Annotated in this window: 21 protein-coding genes and 1 rRNA gene; 17 read left to right on the forward strand and 5 right to left on the reverse strand. The window is 54.8% G+C overall.

Annotation, left to right across the window (positions count from 1 at the left end; all coding sequences use genetic code 11):
• A 5S ribosomal RNA gene (gene rrf, locus G7Y43_RS09830) occupies window positions 1–110 on the forward strand; the annotation flags it as partial.
• 251 nt (window positions 111–361) lie between these two features.
• Here rrf and G7Y43_RS09835 read toward each other — a convergent pair.
• Window positions 362–1285, reverse strand: a complete 924-nt coding sequence (locus tag G7Y43_RS09835) for a 3-phosphoglycerate dehydrogenase (protein ID WP_165046240.1) — start codon at window positions 1283–1285, stop codon at window positions 362–364.
• A 172-nt stretch (window positions 1286–1457) separates the two neighbouring features.
• Between G7Y43_RS09835 and G7Y43_RS09840 the strand changes: the two genes are divergently transcribed.
• From G7Y43_RS09840 to rpsA, 6 genes are all read left to right on the forward strand, one after another.
• Window positions 1458–2255: a ThiF family adenylyltransferase gene (locus G7Y43_RS09840; protein WP_241158245.1), complete on the forward strand. Its 798-nt coding sequence runs from the start codon at window positions 1458–1460 to the stop codon at window positions 2253–2255.
• The gene (locus tag G7Y43_RS09845; RefSeq protein WP_165046241.1) at window positions 2252–3037 is read left to right on the forward strand and encodes a TatD family hydrolase; all 786 of its coding nucleotides are present in this window, start codon (window positions 2252–2254) and stop codon (window positions 3035–3037) included. Before G7Y43_RS09840 ends, G7Y43_RS09845 begins: the two co-directional genes overlap by 4 nt.
• Before the next feature lie 193 nt (window positions 3038–3230).
• Entirely contained in the window at window positions 3231–5069 is a 1839-nt protein-coding gene (locus G7Y43_RS09850; RefSeq protein ID WP_165046242.1) for an NAD(P)-binding protein, read from the forward strand.
• Window positions 5062–6789 carry a [FeFe] hydrogenase, group A gene (locus tag G7Y43_RS09855; RefSeq protein WP_165046243.1) on the forward strand — a complete coding sequence of 576 codons (1728 nt, stop codon included), beginning with the start codon at window positions 5062–5064 and terminating at the stop codon, window positions 6787–6789. The genes G7Y43_RS09850 and G7Y43_RS09855 overlap by 8 nt, the downstream gene beginning before the upstream one ends.
• Window positions 6790–6998: 209 nt before the next feature.
• A complete protein-coding gene (locus G7Y43_RS09860) occupies window positions 6999–7403 on the forward strand; it encodes a Fur family transcriptional regulator (protein WP_165046244.1) in 405 nt (134 codons plus the stop codon).
• 408 nt (window positions 7404–7811) lie between these two features.
• Window positions 7812–9023, forward strand: a complete 1212-nt coding sequence (gene rpsA / locus G7Y43_RS09865) for a 30S ribosomal protein S1 (protein WP_165046245.1) — start codon at window positions 7812–7814, stop codon at window positions 9021–9023.
• A 278-nt stretch (window positions 9024–9301) separates the two neighbouring features.
• On the opposite strand, the gene G7Y43_RS09870 is transcribed toward rpsA, so the two are convergent.
• Window positions 9302–10753: a CapA family protein gene (locus tag G7Y43_RS09870; RefSeq protein ID WP_241158246.1), complete on the reverse strand. Its 1452-nt coding sequence runs from the start codon at window positions 10751–10753 to the stop codon at window positions 9302–9304.
• Between the two features lie 299 nt (window positions 10754–11052).
• Here G7Y43_RS09870 and G7Y43_RS09875 point away from each other — a divergent pair, with 299 nt between their 5' ends.
• The 9 genes from G7Y43_RS09875 (at window position 11053) to G7Y43_RS09915 (ending at window position 21082) form a co-directional block, all read left to right on the forward strand.
• Window positions 11053–12474 carry an MBOAT family protein gene (locus tag G7Y43_RS09875; RefSeq protein ID WP_165046246.1) on the forward strand — a complete coding sequence of 474 codons (1422 nt, stop codon included), beginning with the start codon at window positions 11053–11055 and terminating at the stop codon, window positions 12472–12474.
• 15 nt (window positions 12475–12489) lie between these two features.
• Entirely contained in the window at window positions 12490–14214 is a 1725-nt protein-coding gene (locus tag G7Y43_RS09880) for a DHHW family protein (protein ID WP_206215128.1), read from the forward strand.
• Window positions 14215–14240: 26 nt separating this feature from the next.
• A complete protein-coding gene (gene coaE / locus G7Y43_RS09885) occupies window positions 14241–14858 on the forward strand; it encodes a dephospho-CoA kinase (protein ID WP_165046247.1) in 618 nt (205 codons plus the stop codon).
• Window positions 14859–15093: 235 nt separating this feature from the next.
• The gene (locus G7Y43_RS09890) at window positions 15094–15681 is read left to right on the forward strand and encodes a hypothetical protein (protein ID WP_165046248.1); all 588 of its coding nucleotides are present in this window, start codon (window positions 15094–15096) and stop codon (window positions 15679–15681) included.
• 292 nt (window positions 15682–15973) lie between these two features.
• Window positions 15974–16669 carry a hypothetical protein gene (locus tag G7Y43_RS09895; RefSeq protein WP_165046249.1) on the forward strand — a complete coding sequence of 232 codons (696 nt, stop codon included), beginning with the start codon at window positions 15974–15976 and terminating at the stop codon, window positions 16667–16669.
• Between the two features lie 167 nt (window positions 16670–16836).
• Window positions 16837–17637 carry a sugar transferase gene (locus G7Y43_RS09900; protein WP_206215129.1) on the forward strand — a complete coding sequence of 267 codons (801 nt, stop codon included), beginning with the start codon at window positions 16837–16839 and terminating at the stop codon, window positions 17635–17637.
• Window positions 17634–18818, forward strand: a complete 1185-nt coding sequence (locus G7Y43_RS09905; RefSeq protein ID WP_165046250.1) for a glycosyltransferase family 4 protein — start codon at window positions 17634–17636, stop codon at window positions 18816–18818. Before G7Y43_RS09900 ends, G7Y43_RS09905 begins: the two co-directional genes overlap by 4 nt.
• A gap of 32 nt (window positions 18819–18850) precedes the next feature.
• Entirely contained in the window at window positions 18851–19930 is a 1080-nt protein-coding gene (locus G7Y43_RS09910) for a glycosyltransferase family 1 protein (RefSeq protein ID WP_255464387.1), read from the forward strand.
• A 72-nt stretch (window positions 19931–20002) separates the two neighbouring features.
• Window positions 20003–21082, forward strand: coding sequence for an EpsG family protein (locus G7Y43_RS09915; RefSeq protein ID WP_165046252.1), 1080 nt, complete (start codon window positions 20003–20005; stop codon window positions 21080–21082).
• Here G7Y43_RS09915 and G7Y43_RS09920 read toward each other — a convergent pair.
• The gene (locus tag G7Y43_RS09920) at window positions 21076–21549 is read right to left on the reverse strand and encodes a transposase (protein WP_165046253.1); all 474 of its coding nucleotides are present in this window, start codon (window positions 21547–21549) and stop codon (window positions 21076–21078) included. The two genes, G7Y43_RS09915 and G7Y43_RS09920, sit on opposite strands and share 7 nt — an antisense overlap.
• 558 nt (window positions 21550–22107) lie before the next feature.
• Between G7Y43_RS09920 and G7Y43_RS09925 the strand changes: the two genes are divergently transcribed.
• Window positions 22108–23085 (forward strand): glycosyltransferase, encoded by a 978-nt coding sequence (locus G7Y43_RS09925; RefSeq protein ID WP_165046254.1) that lies wholly within the window; start codon window positions 22108–22110, stop codon window positions 23083–23085.
• 180 nt (window positions 23086–23265) lie between these two features.
• Here G7Y43_RS09925 and G7Y43_RS09930 read toward each other — a convergent pair whose 3' ends face one another.
• Together G7Y43_RS09930 and G7Y43_RS09935 are read right to left on the reverse strand one after the other, a co-directional pair.
• A complete protein-coding gene (locus G7Y43_RS09930; RefSeq protein WP_165046260.1) occupies window positions 23266–23577 on the reverse strand; it encodes a transposase in 312 nt (103 codons plus the stop codon).
• A 737-nt stretch (window positions 23578–24314) separates the two neighbouring features.
• Window positions 24315–25459 (reverse strand): ISL3 family transposase (locus tag G7Y43_RS09935; protein WP_165046255.1); only part of this gene is annotated, 1145 nt, incomplete at its 5' end.

The following is a 25459-nucleotide window of genomic DNA, read 5'->3' on the forward strand; positions in this document are numbered from 1 at the left end:
GGCCATGGAGGCGGGGACACACCCGATACCGTTCCGAACTCGGTAGTTAAGCCCGCCATCGCCGAAAGTACTGCGGGGCAAGCCCGTGGGAGGATAGGGTGCCGCGCTCGCGGGGGGCACATGTGTGTTTTAGTGCCACCTGTGTGTTTGGCCCCTTTATCCCACAACAACAAACAAGGCCCCGTATCGTGCGGGGCCTTTTGCTTGCTTGGACGTGCGTGGCGGGGCTTGGATGGGGGATTTATCGGTTGGCATAGACGACAAAGCCCCTTGAGTGTTGCCACCCTTTTGGGGTGGACGCTCAAGGGGCATTTTTCGGACCCTTTTGGGATCGATTATGCGGGATAGTTCGCCCTTTGCGTTAGTCCTTCATGTTCACGCAGTGCGTTTTCTTACCGGTTTCCAAGTATTCCATGATCTCGGTGACGGCCATCTTTGCGCAGTTGTCCTCGGCTTCTGCGGTGCTTGCGCCCAAGTGGGGGATAACCAGCGCGTTGTCCATAGCCATGACGGCGGGGTTCGCGAAGTCGGTCACGTACCGGGCTACTTTGCCCTCTTTCAGGGCACATGCCATGTCGGCGTCATTCACCAACGTGTCACGCGCGAAATTCAGGAACACCACACCATCTTTCATCTGAGCGATGGCATCGGCATTGATCATGCCTTTGGTGCTGTCAAGCGCCGGCACGTGAATGGTAATGTAGTCGCTCGCAGCGTAGATGTCGGCCAGGTTGGCAGTGAGAGTCATGTCAGACGATATGGCGGCCGCGCGCTCCGCCGTGATGAAGGGGTCATATCCGATCGTTTTCATACCCAACGCTTCTGCGGCCTGAACAACCAGTGCGCCGATGGCTCCCAAGCCAATGACGCCTAAGGTCTTGCCGCTGATTTCGCCGCCAGCGAACTGCTTTTTGGCTTTTTCGGCCGACTTGCCGATGTTTTCGTCATCAGCGTTTTCGCGACACCATGCGATACCACCAACTACGTCGCGAGCTGCCAGCAGCATGCCGCACACCACGAGTTCCTTCACGGCGTTGGCGTTTGCTCCGGGAGTGTTAAACACCGGGATACCGCGTTCAGCGAGCGCCTCAAGCGGGATGTTGTTAACGCCGGCACCGGCGCGTGCGACGGCCTTGCACGTTTCGGGAATGTCCATGTCGTGCATGTTGGCGCTGCGAACCAGAATGGCGTCCGCTTCGTCGATGGTGTCGGTCAGTTCGTAATCGCTGCTCAGTAGCGCAAGACCGACGTTCGAGATGTTGTTCAGGCAATGAACCTTATACACGATTCCTCCTTCGCGTCATGCGAGTGCATGTTCTTACCATGGGCAAGTCTACCCCTTTGATTGCGCAAGCTGGAAAACGATGGCGGAAAAACGAGAAAACGATTCGAAATGAAGCGGAAGCGGATAGAATTGCCACGTGATTGGTTGAAGGGAAAGGGTGCACGGTCGGTTTATGGATATGCAGCATGTAAAACACTGTGGCGAGAGCTGCGAATGTCAGGGAGTTGCGAGCAATGATGAGCGCGAAACATCACGGCTCGAGCGCATCATGGGACATGAGGGCCTCCAGCGGCTTGCCAACTCAACGGTGATGGTGCTGGGCTTAGGGGGTGTAGGGTCGAACTGCGTTGAAGCGCTGGCGCGCGGGGGCGTGGGCCGCCTAATCCTTGTTGATCGCGATGTGGTGCAGCCAAGCAACATCAACCGGCAGGCGATTGCGTTTCAAAGCACGGTGGGACGTCGAAAGGTTGACGTGTGTAAGGCCATGGTGCGCGATATCAACCCAGACATCGCTGTTGATACTCGTCATATGCTGGTGTTGTCTGACAATGTTAGTGCGCTGCTTGATTCCTTCGAAAGGGTTGACTACGTGGTAGACGCCCTTGATTCGGTTGCGGTGAAACTTGCCCTTGCCGAGCTCGCTGACAATCAAGGCTTCCCTTTGGTGAGCGCCATGGGTATTGCGAACAAGCTGTACCCAGAATCGCTTCGCTTTGATGACGTGTTCAACACGGTGAACTGTCCGCTTTGTCGCATTATGCGTAAGGAAGCGCGTAAGCGTGGCATTCGAAAGCTCGATGTGCTGTATTCGCGTGAACAGCCCGTACCTGTTCCCGTAAGCGAAGGGGCGTCTCGTAGCGACCGATCGAATTTGGGCACGGTCTCCTACATGCCGCCGATCATGGGGCAGATGCTTGCGGGATGGGTGATCCGTCGGCTTGCCGGTATGGAAGAGGGAGGGCGCAGATGATACTCGATGCACATTGTCATCTGGGGTTTGCGGTTGACGTTGTGAGAGCTGCTGACGATTTAGCAGCCTGTGGCGTGCGTTGTTTCTCGAACACAGTTGAGCCGGCCGAGTACGAGCGGCTCATCGAAGAACTTGGCGCTCACTCGAACGTGCGGGTGGGCGTTGGTTTGCATCCGTGGTGGGTGCTTGACGGAACGTGCGGAGAAGACGACATGATGCGGTTTGAGCACGTGGTGCAGCGAGCGAGGTTTGTAGGTGAAATCGGACTCGATTTTGGCAAGCGCTTCGATCAGGCAACGCCTGCACGCCAGCGCCTGATGACGCTCGCCTTCGATCGGGCGGTTGCCGCATGTGCGAAGCCGTGCGCTGAGGGTGGTTGTCGGCGTGCTGTGTCGCTGCATTCGGTGCGGGCGGCAAGCCATGTGCTCGACGAGCTTGAACGTACGGGCTGTGCAAGCAGTCAGGTGTGCATTCTTCATTGGTTCAGCGGTACGTCCGATGAGCTGCATCGTGCCAAGCAGATGGGGTGCTGGTTTTCGGTGAGCATGCGGATGCTCGAAACGCGTCGGGGGCGGGAGTACGTGAAGGCCATGCCGCTTGATCACTTGTTGCTGGAAACCGACGAGCCGGCAGCGCCAGGTGCGCAGCTTAATGCACGTTGTCATGCGAATACCCTTGCGCTCACCGCAAGCGAAATCGCGCGTGTACGAGGTTGCGATGAACAAGCTGTTCTGGCTACAACGCGGGCGTTTGAACGCGAGTTTTTTAAGCTTATTGACTAGTTCTTCACCTTGAACTGTCCGCGTGTCGCATTGTCCGCTTCACCTCGAATTACGCAGGTCACTTCCCATGGCTGCGAAAAAACTACATTTCAGCAGATTCCCCCAAAGAAGTTCAGGTGAGCCTGTGCGATAATTGATCGCGATAAGTCTTCGCGCGCTGCGAAGATAAGCAGACGAGATTGGGGGGTAAGCGATGAGCAAATTATCTGTCGCGCCCGCGTCGAGGGCCGACGCAAAGATCGCTGGTTTCATGGAAAGGTATCAGCGCCGCATCGAAGCCACGCCTCCGGGCACGTGCCCGGTTGCCGTACAGCTGACGTTGCTGGAAGCTGGTGCTTCGCAGACGTGCGGAAAGTGCGTGCCGTGTCGCGATGGGTTGCCGCAACTGGCAGCTATGATCAAACGTGTGCTCGACTGCGACGCCGACAAGGCGGCGCTTGACGAGATTCGTTCGCTGGCAACCATGATCCGCGATTCCGCCGACTGCGCGATCGGCTACAACGCCGCTGCGGACGTACTGGATGGCTTGGATGCGTTCGCCGCCGAGTACGAAAGCCATGTGATGGCGCACACGTGCTGCGACGACATCGCTCAGAAGGTGCCGTGTGAGGCCATGTGTCCGGCGCACGTGAATGTGCCCGCCTACATTGCCTTGGTGGCTGAGGGCGACTATGCGGGTGCTGTGCAGATGGTTCGCAAGGACAACCCGTTCCCCACGGCATGCGCTTTGGTATGTGAGCATCCGTGCGAAGAGCGCTGCCGCCGTACGCTCATCGACGCTCCGATCAATATTCGTGGCATCAAGAAGTATGCGGTTGACAGCTGCGCCGCCGACAAGGCTCCCGTTCCTGCTCGCTTGCCGGAATCGGGCCGTAAGGTGGCCGTTGTTGGTGCGGGCCCCTCTGGCCTTACCTGCGCCTACTACCTAGCGCTGATGGGGCACGCCGTTGACGTGTTCGAGTCGCGCGACAAGCTGGGCGGCATGCTGCGCTACGGCATTCCTGCATACCGCTTCCCGCGTGAGCGCCTGGACGAAGACGTTAACGCCATCCTTTCCGTGGGCGGCATCACCGTTACCACGAACTGCTACGTTGACGCTGATAAGATGCGCGAACTGGCCGAAACGTATGATGCGGTGTACGTTGCTATCGGCGCACACACGGGCAAGAGCCTGCGCTTAGAAAACATCGACGCACAGGGTGTTTCGTCGGCTGTTGAGTTGCTGCGAGCCATCGGCGACGGCGATTATCCCGACTTCACCGGCAAGAAGGTTGCCATCATCGGCGGCGGCAATGTTGCCATGGACTGCTGTCGTACGAGCGTGCGTGCGGGTGCCGACGAGGTTACGTGCGTGTACCGCCGCCGTCTTGAGGACATGACGGCACTCCCCGCCGAGGTTGAAGGTGCCATGGCCGAGGGCGTTGAAATGATCACGCTCGAGGCGCCGGTTGCCATTGAAGTTGACGGCGAAGGTAAGGTGTGCGGACTGCGCACGCAGCCGCAGATGATCAGCGAGGTGAAGCGCGGCCGTCCCGCGCCGGTGAAGGCCGACAAGCCCGAGAACCACATCGACGCCGACATTATCCTCATTGCGGTTGGCCAGGACATCGTGTCCGCGCCCTTCGAGGAATTCGGCATGCCGGCCGAGCGTGGCTGCTTCAGGGCCAGCGAAGGCCTAGAGGCCGAAGGTCTGGAAGGCGTGTTTGTGGGTGGCGACTGTCAGACTGGCCCTGCATCTGCCATTATGGCGATCGGTGCCGGCAAAGTTGCCGCACGTAACATCGACACGTATCTGGGGTACAACCATACGCTTGACTGCGGTGTGGAAGCTCCCGCTGCCAAGCCCAACAACCGCACTGCTTGTGGTCGCGTGAACATTACCGAGCGTCCCGCTCGCGAGCGTAAGCGCGATTTCGAGTATATCGAGAACCCGATGAGCCGCGAAGAGGCCGTGCAGGAGTGCGGCCGCTGCCTGCGCTGCGACCATTACGGCTGCGGCGTTCTGGAAGGGGGCAGGATCCAGTATGTGTAAGGTAACCATCAACGGCCGCGAGGTCGAAGTTTCCGAAGGAACAACGATTCTGGAGGCAGCCGGCCAGGCAGGCGTGTATATTCCCACGCTGTGTTACCTGAAGGACGTGAATGAAATCGCGTCGTGCCGCATCTGCGTGGTCGAAGTTGAGGGGCAAGACGAGTTGGTGGCCGCGTGCAACACGCCCGTGGTTGACGGCATGGTGGTGCGCGCCAACACATCTCGCGTGCGCACCGCTCGCAAGGAAAACCTCGCACTCATTCTGTCCACCCATAACGTCGAATGCACCACGTGTATTCGCAGCGGCAACTGCAAGCTGCAAACGCTGTCGAATGACTTCAACATGGGTGCGTTCGCTTCCCCTTCTTTTGAAGGCGTTCCCGCAGCTCAGGATTGGCCGCAGGACTTCCCGCTTATCCGCGATGCCAGCAAGTGTATCCGTTGCATGCGCTGCGTGAACATCTGCGAGCGCGTGCAGGCAAGCGGCGTGTGGAAGGCAACTCCGGCAGGCGGTGTCGACGTTGCTGCAGCAAGCATCGAAGAGTCGCCGTGCACGCTGTGCGGCCAGTGCATCACTCATTGCCCGGTGGGCGCGCTCACGGCGCGTGACGACACGGCCCGCGTGTTCGCCGCCATCAATGATCCCGACACCATTACGGTGGTTCAGGTTGCTCCGGCCGTTCGTGCCGCATGGGCTGAATCGTGGGGCATTCCGCGCGAAGAGGCCACGCCGGGTCGCATGGCAGCCGCGCTTCGTCGCATCGGTTTCGACTACGTGTTTGATACCGACTGGTCTGCCGATCTGACCATCATGGAAGAGGGAAGCGAGTTCGTCGCGCGCGTGAAGAACGCCGAAAACGAAACGTTCCCCATGTTTACGTCGTGCTGCCCGGGTTGGGTTCGTTACATCAAGGCCCAGTGGCCGCAGTATGTCGATCAGCTGTCTACGGCGAAAAGCCCGCAGCAGATGTTCGGTGCCGCCGCTAAAACCTGGTTCGCTGAGAAGGAAGGTATCGACCCGAACAAGATCTTCTGTATGTCGGTTATGCCCTGTGTCGCCAAGAAGCACGAGTGCGCGCTGGAGAACATGAACGATGCAGGCGCTGGTCAGGACGTCGATCTGTCGGTTACCACGCGCGAGATGGCTCGTATGCTGCGCGAGTGCGGCATCGATCCGCGTGAGCTTGAGGAAGAAGAGTTCGACAATCCGCTGGGCAATGCAACGGGTGCTGGTGTGATCTTCGGCGCGACGGGCGGTGTTATGGAAGCTGCGCTGCGTAGCGCGTACTTCCTGGTAACGGGCGAGAATCCCGATCCGGACGCATTCCGTGACGTGCGTGGCTTGGACGGCTGGAAAGAAGCCACCTTCGATTTGGCTGGCATTCCGCTGCGCGTTGCCGTGGCTTCTGGTCTGGCGAATACCAATCGCCTGCTTGCCGCACTGGATGCGGGCGAAGTGCAGTACGACTTCGTTGAGATTATGGCGTGCCCGGGTGGCTGCGCTGGCGGCGGCGGGCAGCCCATCCACGACGGGCAGGAGCTTGCCGGCGTTCGCGGCGACATCCTGTATGGTTTGGACAAGCATGCCGACCTGCGCTTCTCGCATGAGAACCCCACGGTGTTGCAGGCATACGAAGAGTACTTCGGAGCGCCGTGTGGCGAGCGTCCGCATCATCTGCTGCACAGCGATCATCACGATTGGAGCATGCCGCACAAGTAAGGGTTTGCTTGGAACAAAGCACCTGCTCTTAACGCTTACTAAGGCACAAAGGAGTCGCAACGGGTTTGCTGTTGCGGCTCCTTTTTTAAGTGCGCCGAGCATTCGCACATATCCAACGGGTGAAAGCCCCGAGCACGCCCGATAGCGGGAAGTGTGGAGCCATAGCCTCTTATTGATATATAATCCTAATAACGAAGGAAGGAGCGAAGATGACCGAGCATGCTGCAACGCGCAACACTATTCAGCGCACGTTGGTGCTTGATGCGGTGCGCTCGCTTCGCAGTCATCCCACGTCGGCTGACGTGTACGACGTGGTGAGCAGGAAGCACCCCGGCATTTCGCGTGCTACGGTGTACCGTAACCTGGGCGTGTTAGCAGCGCGTGGTGACGTGCTGCGTGTGGAAGTGCCCGGTGGTGCTGACCGCTACGATTTCCGCAACGATGTGCACTATCATGCCCGCTGCCGGGTGTGCGGAGCGGTGGTCGACGTTGAGGTACCCGAAGCGCAGCAGTTGTCCGGCTGTGCGCAGGTTCCCGATGGATTCATTGTCGAGGGGCATCAGGTAATGTTTAACGGTGTGTGCGCTCAGTGCGCCCAGGGTTCCAACGCATAAGAAGTGTGGCTTCGGCTCCCTCTCGCGTGGTAAAGAGTGTTGAAGTGCGTTGAAGTGCGTCATTTGGTGTGACCCTTCGACACGTTTCTCGCGCGGCTCTTCGACACGCTTTTCAACCTGCATTTCACCATGTAGGCGTGACAATTTCTGCAAGATGTCACGCTTGGTAACAAAGGCGTGTCGCATCGGCAACATATCCGCGAAAAAACTGTGCGAGCGATCAAATTCGCCGTCAGTCGCTCGCGCGCGCGTGGTAAACTAGTCGGGCCTGCGGGAAAGGTCCGCAGGCGTAGTAATGTTGGCCCCCGAGACATGTTTTCTGCAGAGCGCCGAGCCGTATGTAGGCGAACATGGTAACTGTAAGCAATCATGACGAAGGGTTCCCCGTTTTTCCGAAAGGGGTCCGTTTTGACCGAAATCAAGAACACGTCCGTCATCGACTTCGAGGACGTCACCGACGAGCAGATGAACGCCATGATCGATGGCACGCTGACCGAGTTTGACGAGGGTGATCTCGTTGACGGCACCGTGGTGAAGATCGAGCATGACGAGGTTCTGGTCGACATCGGGTTCAAGAGCGAGGGCGTTATTCCCTCCCGCGAGCTGTCCATCCGCAAGGACGCCGATCCGTCCGACATCGTCGAGCTGGGCGAGAAGATTGAGGCGCTGGTTCTGCAGAAGGAAGACAAGGACGGTCGTCTGATCCTTTCCAAGAAGCGCGCCGAGTACGAGCGCGCATGGATTCGCGTCGAAGAGAAGTTCAAGGCTGGCGAAGTTGTTACCGGCGAGGTTATCGAGGTCGTCAAGGGCGGCCTGATTCTCGACATCGGCCTGCGTGGCTTCCTGCCGGCGTCGCTGGTTGACCTGCGCCGCGTGAAGGATCTCGACATGTACCTGAACACCGAGATCGAAGCTCGCGTCATCGAGATGGATCGCAACCGCAACAACGTCGTGCTGTCCCGCCGTGTGCTGCTTGAGGAAGGCCGCAAGAACGAGCGCGCCGAAATTCTGGCCAAGCTGTCCAAGGGCATGCGCCTGAAGGGTACCGTTTCCTCCATCGTTGACTTCGGTGCCTTCGTCGACCTGGGCGGTATTGACGGTCTGGTTCATATTTCCGAGCTGTCGTGGAACCATGTGAACCATCCGAGCGAGGTTGTGAAGGTTGGCGACGAGGTTGAGGTCGAGGTTCTCGACGTCGATCTGCAGCGTGAGCGCATCTCGCTGGGCCTGAAGCAAACCACCGAGGATCCGTGGGTGAAGCTCGTCGAGTCTTATCCGGTAGGCTCTATTGTCGACGGCAAGGTGACCAAGGTCGTTCCGTTCGGCGCGTTTATCGAGCTGGGTCAGTCCATCGAGGGCCTGGTGCACATTTCCGAGATGGCTATGCGTCACATCGACACTCCCGCTCAGGTTGTGAAGGCTGGCCAGGAGGTGAAGGTGAAGGTCATGGAGATCAACCCCGACCGTCGCCGCATTTCTCTGTCCATGAAGGCTGCCGCTGCTGAGCTGGGCTTTGAGATTGAAGTTGACGAGAGCATTCAGGTTGAAGAGCGCCCGGCTAAGAAGAAGGCTGAAAAGAAGGTCGAAGCTCCCGCCGAGGAAGCTCCTGCTGCTGAATAGCACACACGCTCTATCGCGTCATATCGCATAAAGGCTGAGGGCCGGGACGATCAAAAGTCCTGGCCCTCGTTTTGCGTAAGGCACACATGATGTGGTCGAAGGGCGACAAAGGTGGGCTGCGCAGCTGGAGTCTTTCAGGAGATGCTTTCAGGAGGGCGGCGTGCTCAGAAGGTCGGCATGCTTACATTCGCATCAACTTCGCATCAACTTCGCGACACCTTCGCGTCATCTAACGTCGCGACACCTTCGCATCAACTTCGCGACACCTTCGCGTCGTTCTACATGTCGATCGTAAAGCCATCTCCGATAACGCTGGTGGTGGTGGAGCGCAACTGGTCGATGGGATTGTCCAGCGTGCTAAGTAGAACATGCGAGCCGGCAAGCTCGGGGGTGTAGTCCCGAAGCGCGAATACGCGGTAATCGTTCTCGGCGGTGTGGTTCACCAAGGGGCGCCACACCACATTCTCGATACTTACCGCGCCATCGTCGTTGCGCACGAAGTCACAGCAGAGCATGCCCTCCAGCTCGTTTTCAAGACCAGGTGTTTCGTGACACGACAGGAAGTTGCCCAAAGAATACGCCACGAGCGTCTTGTGCCCTGTTGATCCTTCGACCCAGCCAAGCGGTCCGATAACGTGTGGATGCGACCCCAAAACCACGTCAACTTCCAAGTCGGCCAAAAGCTGCGCATAGTGCAGCTGGTCTTCGTCGGATTCCATCAGGTTTTCAGTCCCCCAGTGCATAGCCACCAGCACCACATCAGCTGCTTCCTTCGCGCGCGCCACATCGGTGCGGATGCGTTCTTCGTCGATGAAGTTCACAGCGTACGCGGGCAGATCGGCTTGCGTAAATCCGTTCACGCCGTAAGTGTAGTCCAGCAGCGCGAACGTAATGCCATTTCGCTCGACGGTGGCCAACTCGGCTGCCTGCTGCTCGTTGGCGGCCGTGCCGGTGAACGTGACGGGTTTGGTGTCCCACACGCTGCGCGAATGCTCGATAGCCCCGAAGGTGCCCCAGTCGTAGGAGTGGTTCGTCGCCGAAGCAACCAGGTCGAAACCGGTTGACACGACGGCATCGGCCATAGCGTCAGTGGTGTTAAACGACGGCCAGCCGCGCGGCCCAATATCGTCGCCTCCCAAATGCGTTTCCTGTTTGATGTAGGCGAGATCGGCCGATTCGACATAGGGCTTAATGGGTTCGTAAATGGGCGCGTAATCGTAGGTGCCGTCGCCTGTTTCTCCGGCAAGGGAATCGGCATACTGGCCGATTGTTTCGTTAGGCAGGTTGTCGCCCACAGCGACGAAGCTTACGCGGTTGCCCGCTTCTGTCGTGCTGGCAGCAGCAGCGTTTTCGTCGGCCGGCGCGTCGTCGTTCGAACACGTGGAAAGCGCAAACGCGAGTGTAGCAATAAGGGCAACGGCTGCTACGACTAAGCCGATAACACGCGGGTTTAACGGGAGGGAAGGGCGCGTGGTGGTGCTGTAGCCCCCACGTATAGTGTAGTTTCCGAGCGAGTTGTGGTCCCTGAGTGTGCCGTAGCTCCCACGTGAGTTGCGGCCCTCGCGTGCGGTATGGCCCTCGCGTGAAGAACGGTCACCACGCGCAGTGTAGTTTCCGTGGGCAGCGTGATTCCTGCGTGCAGCGCGGTCCTCGTGCATGCTGTAGTCTCCGTGCGCAGCGCGGTCCCTCCGGACGGACGGGCGTTTTGTTGGCGTGTTTCGCGAGTTCATGGGCGCACCTTTCTGTAGCTCCCCACAGCTATTGTACGCCTACATGCTTTACTTACGGCACAGAATCGCAGTGTGGGAGAATGGGGAGGGGAGCGCCGACGAAAAACTGGACCGAATTAGGCTGGGTTAGGAGTTCGCAACGGTGCGACGACTGCCGTCAAGCACGCCGGCGACGAAGTGCTCGTTGCCGAAAACAACGGCATTGAATCCGGTTGCGCTTCCGCGATGTAATGCGAAGAAAAGGTGCTAGAATCGGGCTACAGACAAGCAGATTTTTCCTTCGAAGTAAGGTCGTAGCGGTGGTTTTCTCCAGCCTACTTTTCATCTTTGCGTTTTTGGCGCTGAACCTGTTCGTGTATGCGCGTGTGAGCGCCCAGTACCGCAATCCGGTGCTTTTGGGCTTCTCGCTGGTGTTCTACGCATGGGGTGGGCCGAAATTCCTGTTTCTGCTGGTAGGCGAAACGTTTGTGAGCTGGCTGATAGCGCTGCTGATTAGCCGCGCGCCAACCGATAAGGCTCGCAAGGTGCCGCTTGTTACCCACTTGGTTATTTTGCTGGGACTGTTGGGCGTGTTTAAGTACGCAGGGTTTTTACTGGGTAACGTGCAGGCTGTGTTTGGGGTGCCCGAGGTTATTCCGAATTTCGTGTTACCTATCGGCATTTCGTTCTACACGTTCCAGCTGATCAGCTACGTGGTTGACGTGTATCGTGGGCAGGTTGAGCCGCAACCGCGCTTCTGGAAGCTGCTGCTGTATTCGAGCTTGTTCCATCAGTGTATTGCCGGCCCTATCGTTCGCTATGAAACCATTGCCGACGAAATAGACAACCGCCGTTTCACCCGCATGGGCATGTACGTTGGCATTCGGCGCTTCAGCATCGGCTTGGCGAAGAAGGCCATTCTGGCAAATTCGTGCGCAGCGGCGGTGGCCACGCTTCTGCCTGCGGGCGTTGACGAGTTATCGCTTCAATCGACTGCGGGGCTGTGGCTGGGCATGCTGTTCTACATGCTGCAAATCTACCTGGACTTCTCGGCGTATTCCGACATGGCTATTGGTATGGGGCGCATGGTGGGATTCCATTATCTGGAGAACTTCAACTACCCCTACACGGCGCGCTCTATTAAGGATTTCTGGTCGCGTTGGCACATTTCGCTGTCCACGTTCTTCCGCGATTACGTGTACATTCCGCTCGGCGGTAGCCGCTGTTCAACGCTAAAGATCGTGCGCAACTACGCGGTGGTGTGGTCGCTTACGGGATTTTGGCACGGAGCCAGCTGGAACTTCGTGCTGTGGGGCCTGTACTATTTCGTGTTTTTGATGTTGGAGCGGTTCGTTATTAAAGACCGCATGCCCAAGCCAATCGGGCATGTGTACGCCTTGCTGGTGGTGTTCTTCGGGTGGGTTCTGTTTTACTACACCGACCCTGCCGAGCTTGGTTGCGCGCTTGCGGGTATGTTTGGGTTCGCGGGCGGCGGCCTGTATACCATGCAGGTGGGTACGGTGTTTCTGTCGAATATGTTCCTGCTGGCGTTTTCCATTGTGGCGTGTTTCCCGTTTGGTAAGTGGTTGCGCGGCAAAATGTTCGAGTTTGCAGCCGAGAAGCCCGCGGCGTTGCTGGCGCTCAACATAATTGAGGTTGCCACGCCCATTGTGCTGTTGCTACTGTCGGTGGTGGCGTTGGTGGGTGACAGCTACAATCCGTTCCTCTATTTCAGGTTCTAGCGGCGGGTGGTGACTATGAGCAACTTGGAACAACAGCGCAAAATCGGCCAAAATCAGGCAGAACAGAACGCATATATGGAACAGACGCCGCAGGCAGAACAGAACTCGTATGCGGAACGGGAAGCGTTTGCGCAGCGGGAAGCGTTTGCGCAGCGGGAAGCGTATACGGAGCGGGTGCAGCAAGTAGAACAGAATGCGTACGTGGAACAGGTGCCACAGGAAGAACAGACGCCGCAAGCAGAGTGCGCGCTACAGGTTGAACAGGCTTCGCAGACGGAACCGGCGCCGCAAGCACCGCAGTCCACGCAGGCACAGCCCACGCAAGCACAGCGGCCCACGCAGGCACAGTGGGCGCCGCATCCGCCGCGCGCCCGTAAGCGCCGCGCGACCGACGTCGATCTGCTGCCCCGCCAGGCAATGCTACTCTCGAAAGCCGACCGACGCACCATGGGCACCTGGTGGACGCTTGCTATCAAGCTGTTCAACGGAGTAATGTGCGTGGGCTTCGTACTGGGGCTGTGCCTGTTCTTGCGCCCGCAGGTATCCGAGGCGGAAAACCGCAAGCTAACGGAATTCCCGCAAATCACCTGGGAATCGTTTTGGGATGGCTCGTTTACGGCGGACGTATCCACGTGGTATGCCGACACGTTCCCATTCCGCGATCAGCTGATGGCTGTAAACCATTGGATGCGGGGCTTCTACGGCATCGAGCCGAACGAGCAGGTCATCGGTGGCGAGCGTCAGGCCGACGACATTCCCGACCAGGCTTCCGCGCCCACAACGCCGCCGCCTGTGCCCGAAGCGAAGCCGCCCGAGGACTACGACAGCACCGAGCTTGAAGCCAACATTCAAGGCGAAATTATGAATGGAACGTACGTGAAGGACGGGGCGTGCTACAGCCGCTACTACTTCACGCAGGAAGCGGCGAACGCGTATTCCGCGGCGGTGAACAAGGCGGTGCAGGACTTAGGCGACGCGGGCACGGTGTATTCCATCGTTATTCCCAACAATTCGGGGGCGCTTCTGTCCGATGACGAGCTTGCGGCGCTTGGCGGGTCGAACCAGGCCGACGCTATTTCGTACTACTACAGCCTCTACGACGAGCGCGTGCGCACGGTGCCTACTACCGACACGCTGCGCGAGCACAATTCCGAGTACTTGTACTTCCGCACCGACCATCACTGGACGGCGCTTGGGGCTTACTACATTTACCGTAACTTCTGCGAGCAGAAGGGCATTGAGCCGCATAACATTGCGGATTATGAGGAAGTTGACTTCGACGGATTCTTGGGTACGTACTATGGGTCACTGAAGCTGGATTCGATGGCCAAAAACCCCGACGTGGTGCAAACGTGGACGCCGAAGGGCACCAACGACATGACGTTTACGGACACCGAGGGCAACGTGGTTGACTGGAATGTCATCGAGGACGTGTCGGCGTGGAATCAGGGGTCGAAGTACAACTGCTTTATCGGCGGCGATCAGCCGTGGGCGGAAATTCACAACCCGAATATTACGGACGGTTCGGCATGCGTGGTGGTGAAGGAATCGTACGGCAACGCCTTCGTGCCGTGGCTGGTTGATCATTACCAGCATGTGTACATTGCCGACTTCCGCTACACGTCTACCAACGTGGTCGACTTCATGAAGGAACACGGGGTGGGCGATTTGATCATCATCAACAACATTGGTATTGCGGGCAACGTTGACGTGGCGGGAAAGATTGCCAGCATCGTGTAGCGCTGCGGGCGAGAGAAGGTGCGTGCATGAAGCGGGTCGTTGTTGTGGGCGGCATGGGTGCAGGCAAGTCCACCGTGTGCGCCGCGCTGGCCGATGCAGGGGCGCAGCGCATCGATTTGGATAAGCTGGGGCACGAGGTGCTTGAATATGCAGATGTGAAGCGCGAGCTTGCGGATGCGTTTGGCCGCGATGTGATTGATGAGCAAGGTCAGGTTGACCGCGCCGCGCTGGCGGCAAAAGCGTTTGCAACCGACGCGGCAACCGAAACGCTGAACCGCATTACCCGCCCGCGTATTGAAGCGGCGTGTGCGGGCCGACTGCGTGAGCTTGAAACAGCGGGATGCGCGGCTGCAGTGGTTGAGTTTTCGGCATTTCAAAGCCGCGATGACGCCATAGCGCGCGATGCCGATGTGGTGGTTGCCGTTGTTGCCCCTGTTCAGTTGCGCGTAGCGCGTGCAGTTGCGCGTGGGTGGGGCAAAGCCGACGTGCAGCGGCGCATTGCGCGGCAAATATCTGATGAAGAACGTATTGCGCAAGCAGATGTGGTGTTCGATAACAGCGGCGCGTCGGACGACCTACAAAGGCGCGTGCTCAATTGGTGGCAAGCCTACGAAAAAGAAACACTAAAACCCCAGGCAGAGTAGCCTTTTTGTGTCGTCAAAACGTACACGTTTTCAACTCGCAAAAGCTTGACCATTATACATATTCCCCCTCTTGTAAAAGCCCAGAATAGGGCTTTTTTCACACGTAAAGTCGGACAGCGGCAGCGTTTTGTCAGCCCTCTTTTACCCGTTTTCTAAATGTGTACGTTTTGACGACGCCGGTTAAAGGGGCTTATCTCACACCGGCGTTTCCAATGCGGGACGGAGGTGTATCGGGTTGAGTGCGAACGCGGCTGCTGCTGCCGAAAGGCTTGCTGGTAACTCCGGTGCAGCTGAGGTACCGCGAGCTCGCGCACGGTGGTTTCTTGTGCGCGTGCCCGAAGGGCGCGAAGCGGCCACGTGTGAACGCGTGCGTTCGTGTGTACCAAACGGCCTGGTGGAAGACGCTTTCGTGGCTCGCAAGGAACGCTGGTTTAAACGTGGCGGCACGTGGCGGCTCGAGCCTGTGCGCATGCACAAGGGTTACTTTGTTGCCGCATCGCGTGACGGGCGAGCACTGGCACGTGAGCTTTCGCGGTTGAGCTTTCCCGTTGAACTGGCGGGTGCTCCGGGTGCGGATCCTGCTCCGATGCCGGTTGAAGCACAGTCGTGGCTTGAAGCGGCAATGGATGCTAGCCGCGTGCTGCGCAACAGTACGGCGGTGATAGAGGGCGGCCAGCTGCATGTGCAAAGTGGCCCCTTGGTGGGTCAAGAGCCGCGCGTGCTCAAGGTCGACCGGCACCACCGCTGCTGCACGGTGCGCGTGGGTGGGCCGAGTAGTGGCTTCTGTGAGCTTTTGCCTATGGAGGTGCCGTACAAGAGCTAACGGTGGCTGGCGCGTAGGTGCCAGCTTCTCTTGGCGGGGCCGCTTGCGAGCGATCCCACCAAGGGAAGCAGCCTTGATGGTGGCGGCCCGAACATGAACATACTCCCAGCGCGACTGCTGGCAGCTCCTGTCATAGAGTGCCAGTGGACGTGGGAACAATACGTCTGACAAAGGGCCTTGCGCGGCAATGGCGAAGCTGTGCCCACAAATGGCCCAGCTCCCGGCGAAGAGGGTGGCGAAGCCGCGCTCGCGGGAGGTTCTGTGATTCCCTGAAGGAAGGAGCGGCGAAGCTATGCCCCGACTCGACTGGTATCCGGTACAGGTGATGTCTGGTCAGGAACGCAAGATGGTGCGTCTTATAACAGCAGCATGTGCCGAGGCTGGCGAGCTACCTGGGAAAACCGGGGAATCCGGTGCCGGTGAGCATAATGGCGCGGGGGAAGCGGGCGGCGCATTCGACAAGGCCGCTGAATCCAGCGACATTATCAGGGACAACGGATTGCGTGGCACCTGCGAGTCTGATGGCGATGGCGAACTCGACGACCAGAGCGAGCCACTTAAACTCGATGAGTGCTTTGCGCCCCGCTACCGAACCCAAAAGAAAATGCGCGGCGAGTGGCGCAACGTGGAGCGCCCGCTCATGCCGGGCTATCTCATAGCAGTGGTGAACAACCCCGCCCAGTTGGCGCGAGTGTTGCGTTACGTGAATGGCTTTTGCCGGGTGGTCAAGGTCGGTCAGACGTACGTTCCCTTAAGCGGCTATGAGCGCGAATGGCTGGAGGCCAACACAAGTCGGGGTGACCGCGTGGTGCCCATGAGTTTCGGCCATAAGGTAGGCGGTGTGCTCGAAGTGACGCAAGGCCCCCTGAAAGGCTACGAAGGTCGCATCGTAGGAGTAAAGCGCGCAGATAGCCTGGCAATGCTCGAGTTCCACGTAGGCAACATGAGAATAAAAACAACCGTCGGCCTGGGGATACTTCCAGACTGACGCGGAAGAAAGCAAGGATTGAAGCAAACGTTTAACAAGGGAATAAAGGATGCAGCGCTGCTTGGCAACGATGATCCTGCGAGCGTGGACTTGGTGATAGCGAAGGCTACACATGATCCAGACATCGCTCGGGGGGGGGGTTCATTGAGAGCGGGGAGTGCACGATAGTGATAGAGCCTACGGAAGAAACACGGCACGTTGCGTCGTGTTTTTTACACTCTGATGAGGTGGACATTTCGTCGGAGACTCGCAAGATTGCAGCTGAGGTGGACGCTGCTGGCAAGCACGAACCAAACCTTTGCGAGGACGGCATTCCGGTCGATGTTCTGGAAAAACTACTTCCCGGAGACGATGTTGTCGTTCTGGAAGAGCCAAACGTTGCGGGGGGTTTGGGGTACCGTTTTGCGAAGCGCACCTTCGATGTGCTGGCATCGAGCGCAGCTCTTGTTTTACTTGCTATACCAATGGCAGCAATAGCTTTCAAGATAAAGCTTGAGTCACAGGGGTCAGTCATCTACGCACAAGATCGCATTGGAAAAGGCGGCGCGATCTTTAAGGTGTTCAAGTTCCGCAGCATGTACACAGACGCCGAGGCACGAGGCGCTCAGTGGGCGACAGGTGACGACCCTCGCGTTACTCCGTTCGGTAAGGTAATGCGCAAAACGCGTCTCGACGAGATTCCCCAGTTCTGGAACGTTCTGAAAGGTGATATGAGTCTGATAGGTCCACGCCCAGAACGCCCGGCGTTTTGCGAAGCGTTCGAAAAGCGCATTCATGGGTGGCATTACCGCACGCTGGTGCGCCCAGGCCTTAGTGGTCTCGCGCAGGTTTCGGGTGGTTACGACTTGCTGCCCGCCGAAAAGGCTCTCTACGACATTAAGTACATAGAAAACCGCAGCATAGGGTTAGATCTTCGCATCGTGTGGCTCACCGTGAAGACCATATTTACAGGGGATGGCGCAAGATGACAAAGATTGCCGTCATTACCGCTGCCACAAATACCATTCCGCGTTTTCGTATTGATATGATCGATGAGTTCGTACGTCGAGGCTGTGAAGTTGTCGTTTTCGGAGATGAACCTGAAGAAGAATGGACAGAGTATTTCTCCAGTCACGAAGTGGGTTACCGACGTTATCGTGTTTCTCGTAATGGCACGAATCCTATAGCCGATATAAAGACCCAGTATGAGCTGAGATCTCTTTTGCGGAGTGAGCGTCCGGACAAGGTTTTCACGTATCAAGCTAAGCCCAACATATACGGAACACTAGCTGCGCGCTCGGCGGGGATAGAAGAGGTGTATGTAATGATGGGCGGCCTAGGGTCTGTGTTTCACGCGGGTGACGCCAGGTCGAGGGCGGTGCGCAAGGTGGTCTCTATGCAGTACCGTCGAGCTTTCAAAAACGTACGCAGTGCATTCTTCCAGAATTCAGAGGACGTGAAGTTATTTGAAGATCTTGGCATTGTCGATCATGCCAAGGTCGTTATGCTTCGCGGCTCGGGGGTGAACCTCGGGCAATACCCGATGCGACCTCTTCCCACCAAAACGTCCTTTCTTTTTGTCGGTAGGCTTGTTCGCGGCAAGGGAGTGTTTGACTATCTGGAAGCCGCTCGCATCGTGAAATCTATTCACCCAGAAGTGGAATTTCACTTGGTCGGCCCCTTCGACACGAACCCCACGGCGCTTAAACCCGAGGAACTGCGTCAATACATCGATGATGGCACTGTCGAATACGAAGGGGAGAAAAAGCCAAACGAAGTGCAGCCCTGTTTGGAGCGTTGTAGCTGTTTTGTACTGCCCAGCTACTACGGTGAGGGTACGCCCAAAAGTGCGCTTGAGGCCATGGCGACGGGACGGCCGCTCATCGTGGCGGACGCCGTGGGCTGCCGCGAGGTCGTGCGCGACGGTGAGAACGGCTTCTTTGTGCCGCCGAGGGACCCCGAGGTCATCGCCGAGGCGATGACCAGGCTCATCGACGATCCGGCGCTCGCCGCGCGCATGAGCGAGGCGAGTAGACGCATGGCCGAGAAGCTCTTCGACGTGCGAAAGGTGAACGACGTCATCTGTAAGACGATGGGGATCACTACTCAGATGGACATCTTGTTGGAAGTGTCTGAGATTCAAGAGTCGGAGAAACGATTCCGGTGTTAGAGCCCATGCGCGTTCTACAGGTTGTGACCAAGATGGATCGAGGCGGGCTCGAGACGTTCATTATGAACATGTATCGGCAGATAAATCGAGAGAAGGTCCAATTCGATTTCCTCTGTCACAGGCAGGGTGAGCATGATTATGATGAAGAGATACGATCCCTGGGGGGACGAATCTATCGTATTTCGCGCTGTAATCCGTTGAGTCTAAGATACCTAAAGGAGTTGGACACCTTCTTTTCCAAACATCACTACAAAGTTGTTCATTCTCATATTAACTGTATGTCTTCGCTTCCGTTAGCGGTCGCCAGACGTTACGGTGCTGCTGTACGAATAGCGCATTCGCACAGCAGTCGCCAAGACAAGGATCTCAAATATCCGATCAAGCTAATGTGCAAACGATTCATTAGACACAACGCCACTGATCTCTTTGCCTGTGGCGTTGAGGCCGGAAAATGGATGTTTGGCACTAGCAACTTTAAAGTGATTAGGAACGCTGTTGATGTATCGAGCTATGCCTTCGATAAATCTGTTCGCTCTCGTGTTCGCGATGAGCTGGAAATTGAGAGCAATGCACTTGTGATTGGCCACGTTGGTAGGTTTGAGACTGTCAAAAACCATGCCTTTATCATTAGCGTGTTTGCCACGATACTTGATGCGTGCCCAAGCGCTGTCTTGGTTCTCGTTGGAGATGGTGCTTTGCGTAATAATATCGAGAAACAGACCATTTCGTTGGGGATTTTCAACTCAGCTCGATTTCTAGGCATTCGCTCTGACGTTTCTGATCTATTGCAGGCCATGGACTGTTTTCTCATGCCTTCGATATACGAAGGGCTTCCCTTGGTGCTGGTTGAGGCTCAGGCAACCGGGTTACCGTGTCTCGTTTCCGATTCAATTCCAGAGGATTGCGACCTTGGTGGGAAGCTAGTTCATCGTGTAAGTCTCAGGGAGGACGTCTCATTGTGGGCTGGTCGCATCATGGCGATATCCAATGTTGGAAATGATCGCTCTAGGGGTGTTTCGATAGTCAGGCAAGCGGGCTTCGATGCGCATGATGTGTCGGCACGTTTGCAAGAATTCTATATGCTAGCAGCTGAAGAGAGTAATGAATACTAGTAGTTTTTAAGCCTTTCTGATCCCTTAATTTAGGATAAATAGAAGGCCGGTTTGATCCTATGAATTGCTCATATGCTAATTAATGTGTTCAATATTGGGCTGATGTGCTTTTGGTATGCTTTGCTAAAACCTAGTCGTAGCGATTCCGCCAAGCGTCTGTTCTGCATTATCTGTGCGGTTCAAATGGGGCTCATTGCTGGTTTGCGTGCCGATTCAGTCGGGGAAGATACGTCCACATATCACCATTACTATGACGTTTTATGGTTGCTTTCTTTGGAGGATATGTGGTCTCCGGTCGCTCCTCTTGGAGGGCTGTATCAGAGTAGTCCTGGTTTTTATTTACTAATGAAACTATGCCAGTTGTGTGGACTGAGTTGGCAGGGCTTTGTGTTTTTTGAGTCAATGCTGTTCTGTCTTGCACTGGCTTATTTCGTTTATCATTGCTGCGAAGATCCCTTGATGGGGTTCTCGCTCTACACAGCGATTTTTTTCTCATTTATGCCGTTGTCAGCCATGAAGCAGAGCTTAGCGATAGCTCTGACTCTGTTTGTGGGATACAAGTTCGCACGGGATAGGCGCTACGTTGTCTTTCTTTTACTTGTTGCGATAGCTACCACAATGCATAAGTCAGCATTGTTTGCCTTGCCATTGGGTTTTCTGTCAAACGTTCCGCTTAATCGTAAGGTGATTGCCGCTTCGGTAGTTGTATGGATGCTTCTTGCGTTGTTCTCGCGTCCGATCTTGGTTGCTGTAAACAGTGTTCTGGCGTTTGGGGGTGATTATTCCGTTAGCTATGTAGGTTCCAGAACGCTGGTTTATCTGCTTGGGCTTGGCTGTATTTGGATATTTGCGCTTAGTCGCTATCGGTATGTTGAAGAAGGTAAATTAGACGAATATAAATTCCAAGTGATCATGCTCATGGTCGGGTTGATGTGTGGTGCTCTCAGCATGGCAAATTCAAACGCTTTTCGTGCGGCTTATTACTACATTATCGTTGTAGTCGGACTGTTGCCTGCTGCAATCGGAACATATAAAAAAGGCAGTAGGTTTTTAATGACGTACGACATGACTGCTGCGTGTATTTTGTTTATTGTCACGGTACAGCCTTTGGTTTTAGGCACATCCAGCTATCACTTTTTCTGGAATCAATGATAACCCTTAGATGCAACCCACCATTTCTTTGCTGCGTTCAGATAGATGTCATACATGTCCGAACAGAAATAGGCGACGTGTTTGCGCTCGTCAAGCCCGAACTGTTTAAACCATTGATCCATGTCATCGGCACCTCTACCTTCAATGACATCTACCAAGCATCCGGTGGCACCATCATATGCGCAGGCCCAAAACACACAAACCTGCTTTCCTGTATCAGATTCGCGATAGCTTTTGGCATGTATCTCATCTGTAAGCAGGATAGAAGGCAGTGCTGGCATTTTGATATGTACGCTATCGATTACAAGACGTACCGTATCGTGTGTGATGTTACACGCGCATGCCACCTCGGTTATGGTTTGCCGTGCACGCAAAAGATCGATAATGCGCCTCTCAAGCGCTTCAGTGATAGTGGTGCTTATGAGGCCATCACCCAGCTTGTAAATCCTGAGATGGCAAACTTGCACCACCCGGGGCAGTCATCGATAGCGCCGTCATCAAAAGCACAGCCGTGCGAAAAGCACTTCTCCGAAAGAGACTCGGCACACAGTACATCCCATGCACTAGGCTCGCCTTGTTTGATCCTTCTAAGTGCAGAAAGCTCGACTTCGTGTGCGGTAAGCACTCTTCCATCGGGCTTTGTACACTCACTTGCGTATGTGTCAGGAAGTAAGCCTTGTGTGTACGCAAGTCTCCTTTTCTTATTGGCTTCTCTGCCGTTCATAAGAGTTCTCCAATCCTCTGGTGACGCAGATGCCGCAAGGGGGGTGTGGGGTGGTGCTAGCACCTTACACCTCTCGTATATTCGCTTCCGATACGCTATCGGATCTGCGCTATCGGAAATCGCTGTTAATAGATGTAATCGGAAGCTTGACACAATCATGAAAGTGGTCGCATGAAATCGCAATACCCCAGTTCAGAGTATGTGAGCGACACAGCTCTCCACGAGAGGAGTTTTGCCATGCCCAAAATGAAGGCAGAAATTGGCAAAACAACACCAGATTCAGAAAGGTCAGACAGTTTAGATGCAGTTTATAACTCTTACCTTTAATCACGAGAAGTTTATCATTGAGCATCTGGAAAGTATTAAATTCCAGATTGAGAGATTTGCTTCCGAGCCATGCTCTGTTTTAGTGGTAGATGATTGCTCCGGTGATGAGACAGTAAATAAAGCGAATGTATGGATAGCGAAGAATAGAGGGTTGTTCCAAAGCGCAGAAGTCGTTTCCTCTCAGCGTAATGAGGGGTTAACCCGTAACTTTATCAAAGCGATTTCGTTAGTAAAAGAGGATAGATTCAAGATATTAGCAGGTGACGATCTTTATGCGATGAATAACGTGTTTGATGCTGTTGGAAAATTTGATCTGTTTGAGACACCGATAATCCCTTTTACAGATAGTCAAGGTGTGGAATACTCAATAAAGACAGGGTTAGAGTTCTACTATCGATATGAAAGAAGGCCTGTATCGATAAAGCTAATCAAAACAAACCTATCGAAAGGGTATTTTTTTTCTGCACCGGGAGTCTTCGTATCAAGACAGATTGTTAAGGATGATGGATTGCAAGAGTATATCTTACAGTTTCGAAACATTGAAGATTTACCTATGTGGCATTATTTGTTAAATATTCAAAGTAATCCAATAACTATTGGTAGAGCTGCAGTTCCCTATGTGATGTACAGAGTAGGTTCAGGAATTAGCACTTCTCCTACACATGAGTCTGCATCGCAATTCAGAGTCGAGGAAGAAAAGATAAGGCGAATTGCATGTCCGAATTCAGGACAAAAGGCTAGGTGGGGAAGAATAATTAAGATAGCGGCTTATCTTCCTGTGTATATGATGGGTATTGGCAAGATTGGTGCTTGTAAGAAAAAATACAAGCACCAATGGGCTAATGCAGCAAGATACTTGACGTACATTCAAGCATGTGCTTCTGATTTCGAGTATGAAGGAGCTGAGCGTTCAAGGTTTAGTGTGGACGATTCGAGCAAAAGCTTAATCTGACCTGCAATGATGAAAGCAAAACACATAAAAGTCGATAGTGAGTCACCCAAATTAGCCCGCAATTAGGGCACACCTACCTAAGCCCCTTGCAGGGGAATTTCAAAAATAGTGGTGTTAAACCTTAAAAATCTAGACCAAATGCCTCACCTCCAACAAGTTGGAGGATCCGTAATTTGCGGCCTACTTGTTGTGGTTGGGCAGTGCCACTCCTCCCTTATCGAGAGGAGTATTGCCATATGCAAGCAAAAGGCGACGTCTCATGCTCTTGTAGTTTGTAAACCTACAAGCTCGGCGTTTCATATCCTTGATCTTGCGGTTGACGTTTTCGGCATAAGCGTTGGTCTTTCCCGTCATATAAGCGTTCAGGATGTACTCCTTTACGCCTTTGATACTGTTTGCAGCAGTAGCAAACTCTTTGATTCCGCAGTTTTGAGCCTGGCTTATCCAGTTACCAAGGGCTCTTAATGTTGACGGTTCCCTTGCGTCCCATATTGGGCTCCTTTTCCGGGATGCAGGGTGCTAGCCCGCGGCGGCGGGTGCTGTCCGCTGCCGCGGGATCAATTATAGGATGCAGGTTTATGGCGCCTTACATCCCTTGTTCTCAAATGGTGATATTAAGCCTGCATCCTGTGTCTTATGCTAGGTCGCATGATGAGGATTTCGCACACACTCAATCCAGAAGGGTTGGGTGTACACACAAAACCTTATGGGAAAGCTGTGTATGGCTTGTGAAAGGTCAGAAATGAGAACTGAACCACATGAAATCCAGAACACCCAAAAACCCCGCTTTGATAGTGGTCAACCGCTAGACCACCTCTCTGAGTGTCGATGAGATGGAAAAGGTCTACATGCGGGATTTGTTCAAGTGGGAGTAACTCCAAAAGCCATAATCGACTTCTTGGAGGAGCCTGAAATCGAAGAAAGGATACCTGCAATGAAAAGAACCCTGTTCGAAAGGGTGAAGTACCGATTACGCAAGTCTTGTTATGACGCTTGTCATCCGGATTGGGTAAGTCTTAATTCGTGTGGGAATAATAGCCAAATCTAATGTCTGAACAGGTAAAACAAAGAGAATCTAACCTCAAGTTGTCACTTGGGGGCAAAAAGAGGGCATACTAACCCAAGCCCTTCATAGAGTAGCTTTAAAAAAGATGACCAAAAGCCCAAAAATCGAATATGTTACAACTGGTGTGGGGGAGACCGAGAAGCCATCGCATGTGACCTATTCGCTAGTTAGCACCCTCCTTTCTCTTGTCGCTTCTTGTAAACAGCGGGATGGGCTTGTTGGGTTCTCGTTTGTGACCAAGCACCAACAAACAACGGCGTCTCAAAGCTGCAAAGCTCATAAAGCCACGGCACGTGCGAATGATGTCTTTGATCTGTCGGTTCAAACTTTCTGCAATTGCGTTTGTACGTCCGTATTCCCAGGCGTTCAAGATGTAGGTTTTCCGTTTGCTTATGGTGTTAGACACGCTGCGCATCTCAGGTACATCAGTGCGCCGAGCAATAGATATCCAGCGCTTCAAAACGGTTTCCATCTCGTCTCGGCTTTCAAAGGTTGTATCAGACCATTCGAAGAAAAGCTGGAGGGCAAGATAGGCTCGTTTCAGATCATCTGCCCCGATAGACTCAAGGGAACAACTTACACATTCACGTTCTTTTTGCCGTTTGAGCATGTCTTTTCTGGTGAGCATGAGCTTGGCGGCCTTGCGCAAGATACGTCTTTGCTCTTTGTGGTCTATGTCATCTTCAATTGTACGAGTGAGCCGACGTCGTACATCATCAACAGCTTCTGTTACAAGCTTTGCTACATGAAATTTATCAGCATAGATAACTGCACCAGGAAAAAACTTTTCTGCAAGGCTAATGTAGGAGCCGTTCAGGTCACACGATATAGTTGCCACCGCATCACGCTCACCTTTTGTAAAGCTTTCCAGATACGCTGTGACGGTTTTAGGATCATCGCCTGCAAGCATGTCAACGAGCGTCTTTTCATCGGCATCATAGATACAGCTTGCCATATGAGGTTCACCTTTTCTGATTGCAATCCTTTTAGGAAACGCTTTAACCTCATCAATGCAGAGGTTGTGTGGCAGACGGTGTTTGGGCATTTGTGCGTTTGCTTCTATCTTGGCAATGATGTTTTTAGAAGCACCAGTTATGCGCTCAAGTTCAGCGATGGTTTTGCCTTTGCCCAGTTCATCCAAAACAAACGCTTCCAGGCGAGTGCTTGCGTGAGGTGTAAGCCGGCAGAGAAGTGGCTGGTCTTCTGTAAAGGTCTTACCACACATCGGGCATCTAAAACGTCTCTTCTTAAGAGCGATAAGACAAGGCTTTCCTGCGTAAGGTGCGTGATAGACCGTAGCGGTTGTAG

It is taken from the genome of Adlercreutzia sp. ZJ138, from assembly GCF_011038935.1.
Taxonomy (GTDB): domain Bacteria; phylum Actinomycetota; class Coriobacteriia; order Coriobacteriales; family Eggerthellaceae; genus ZJ141.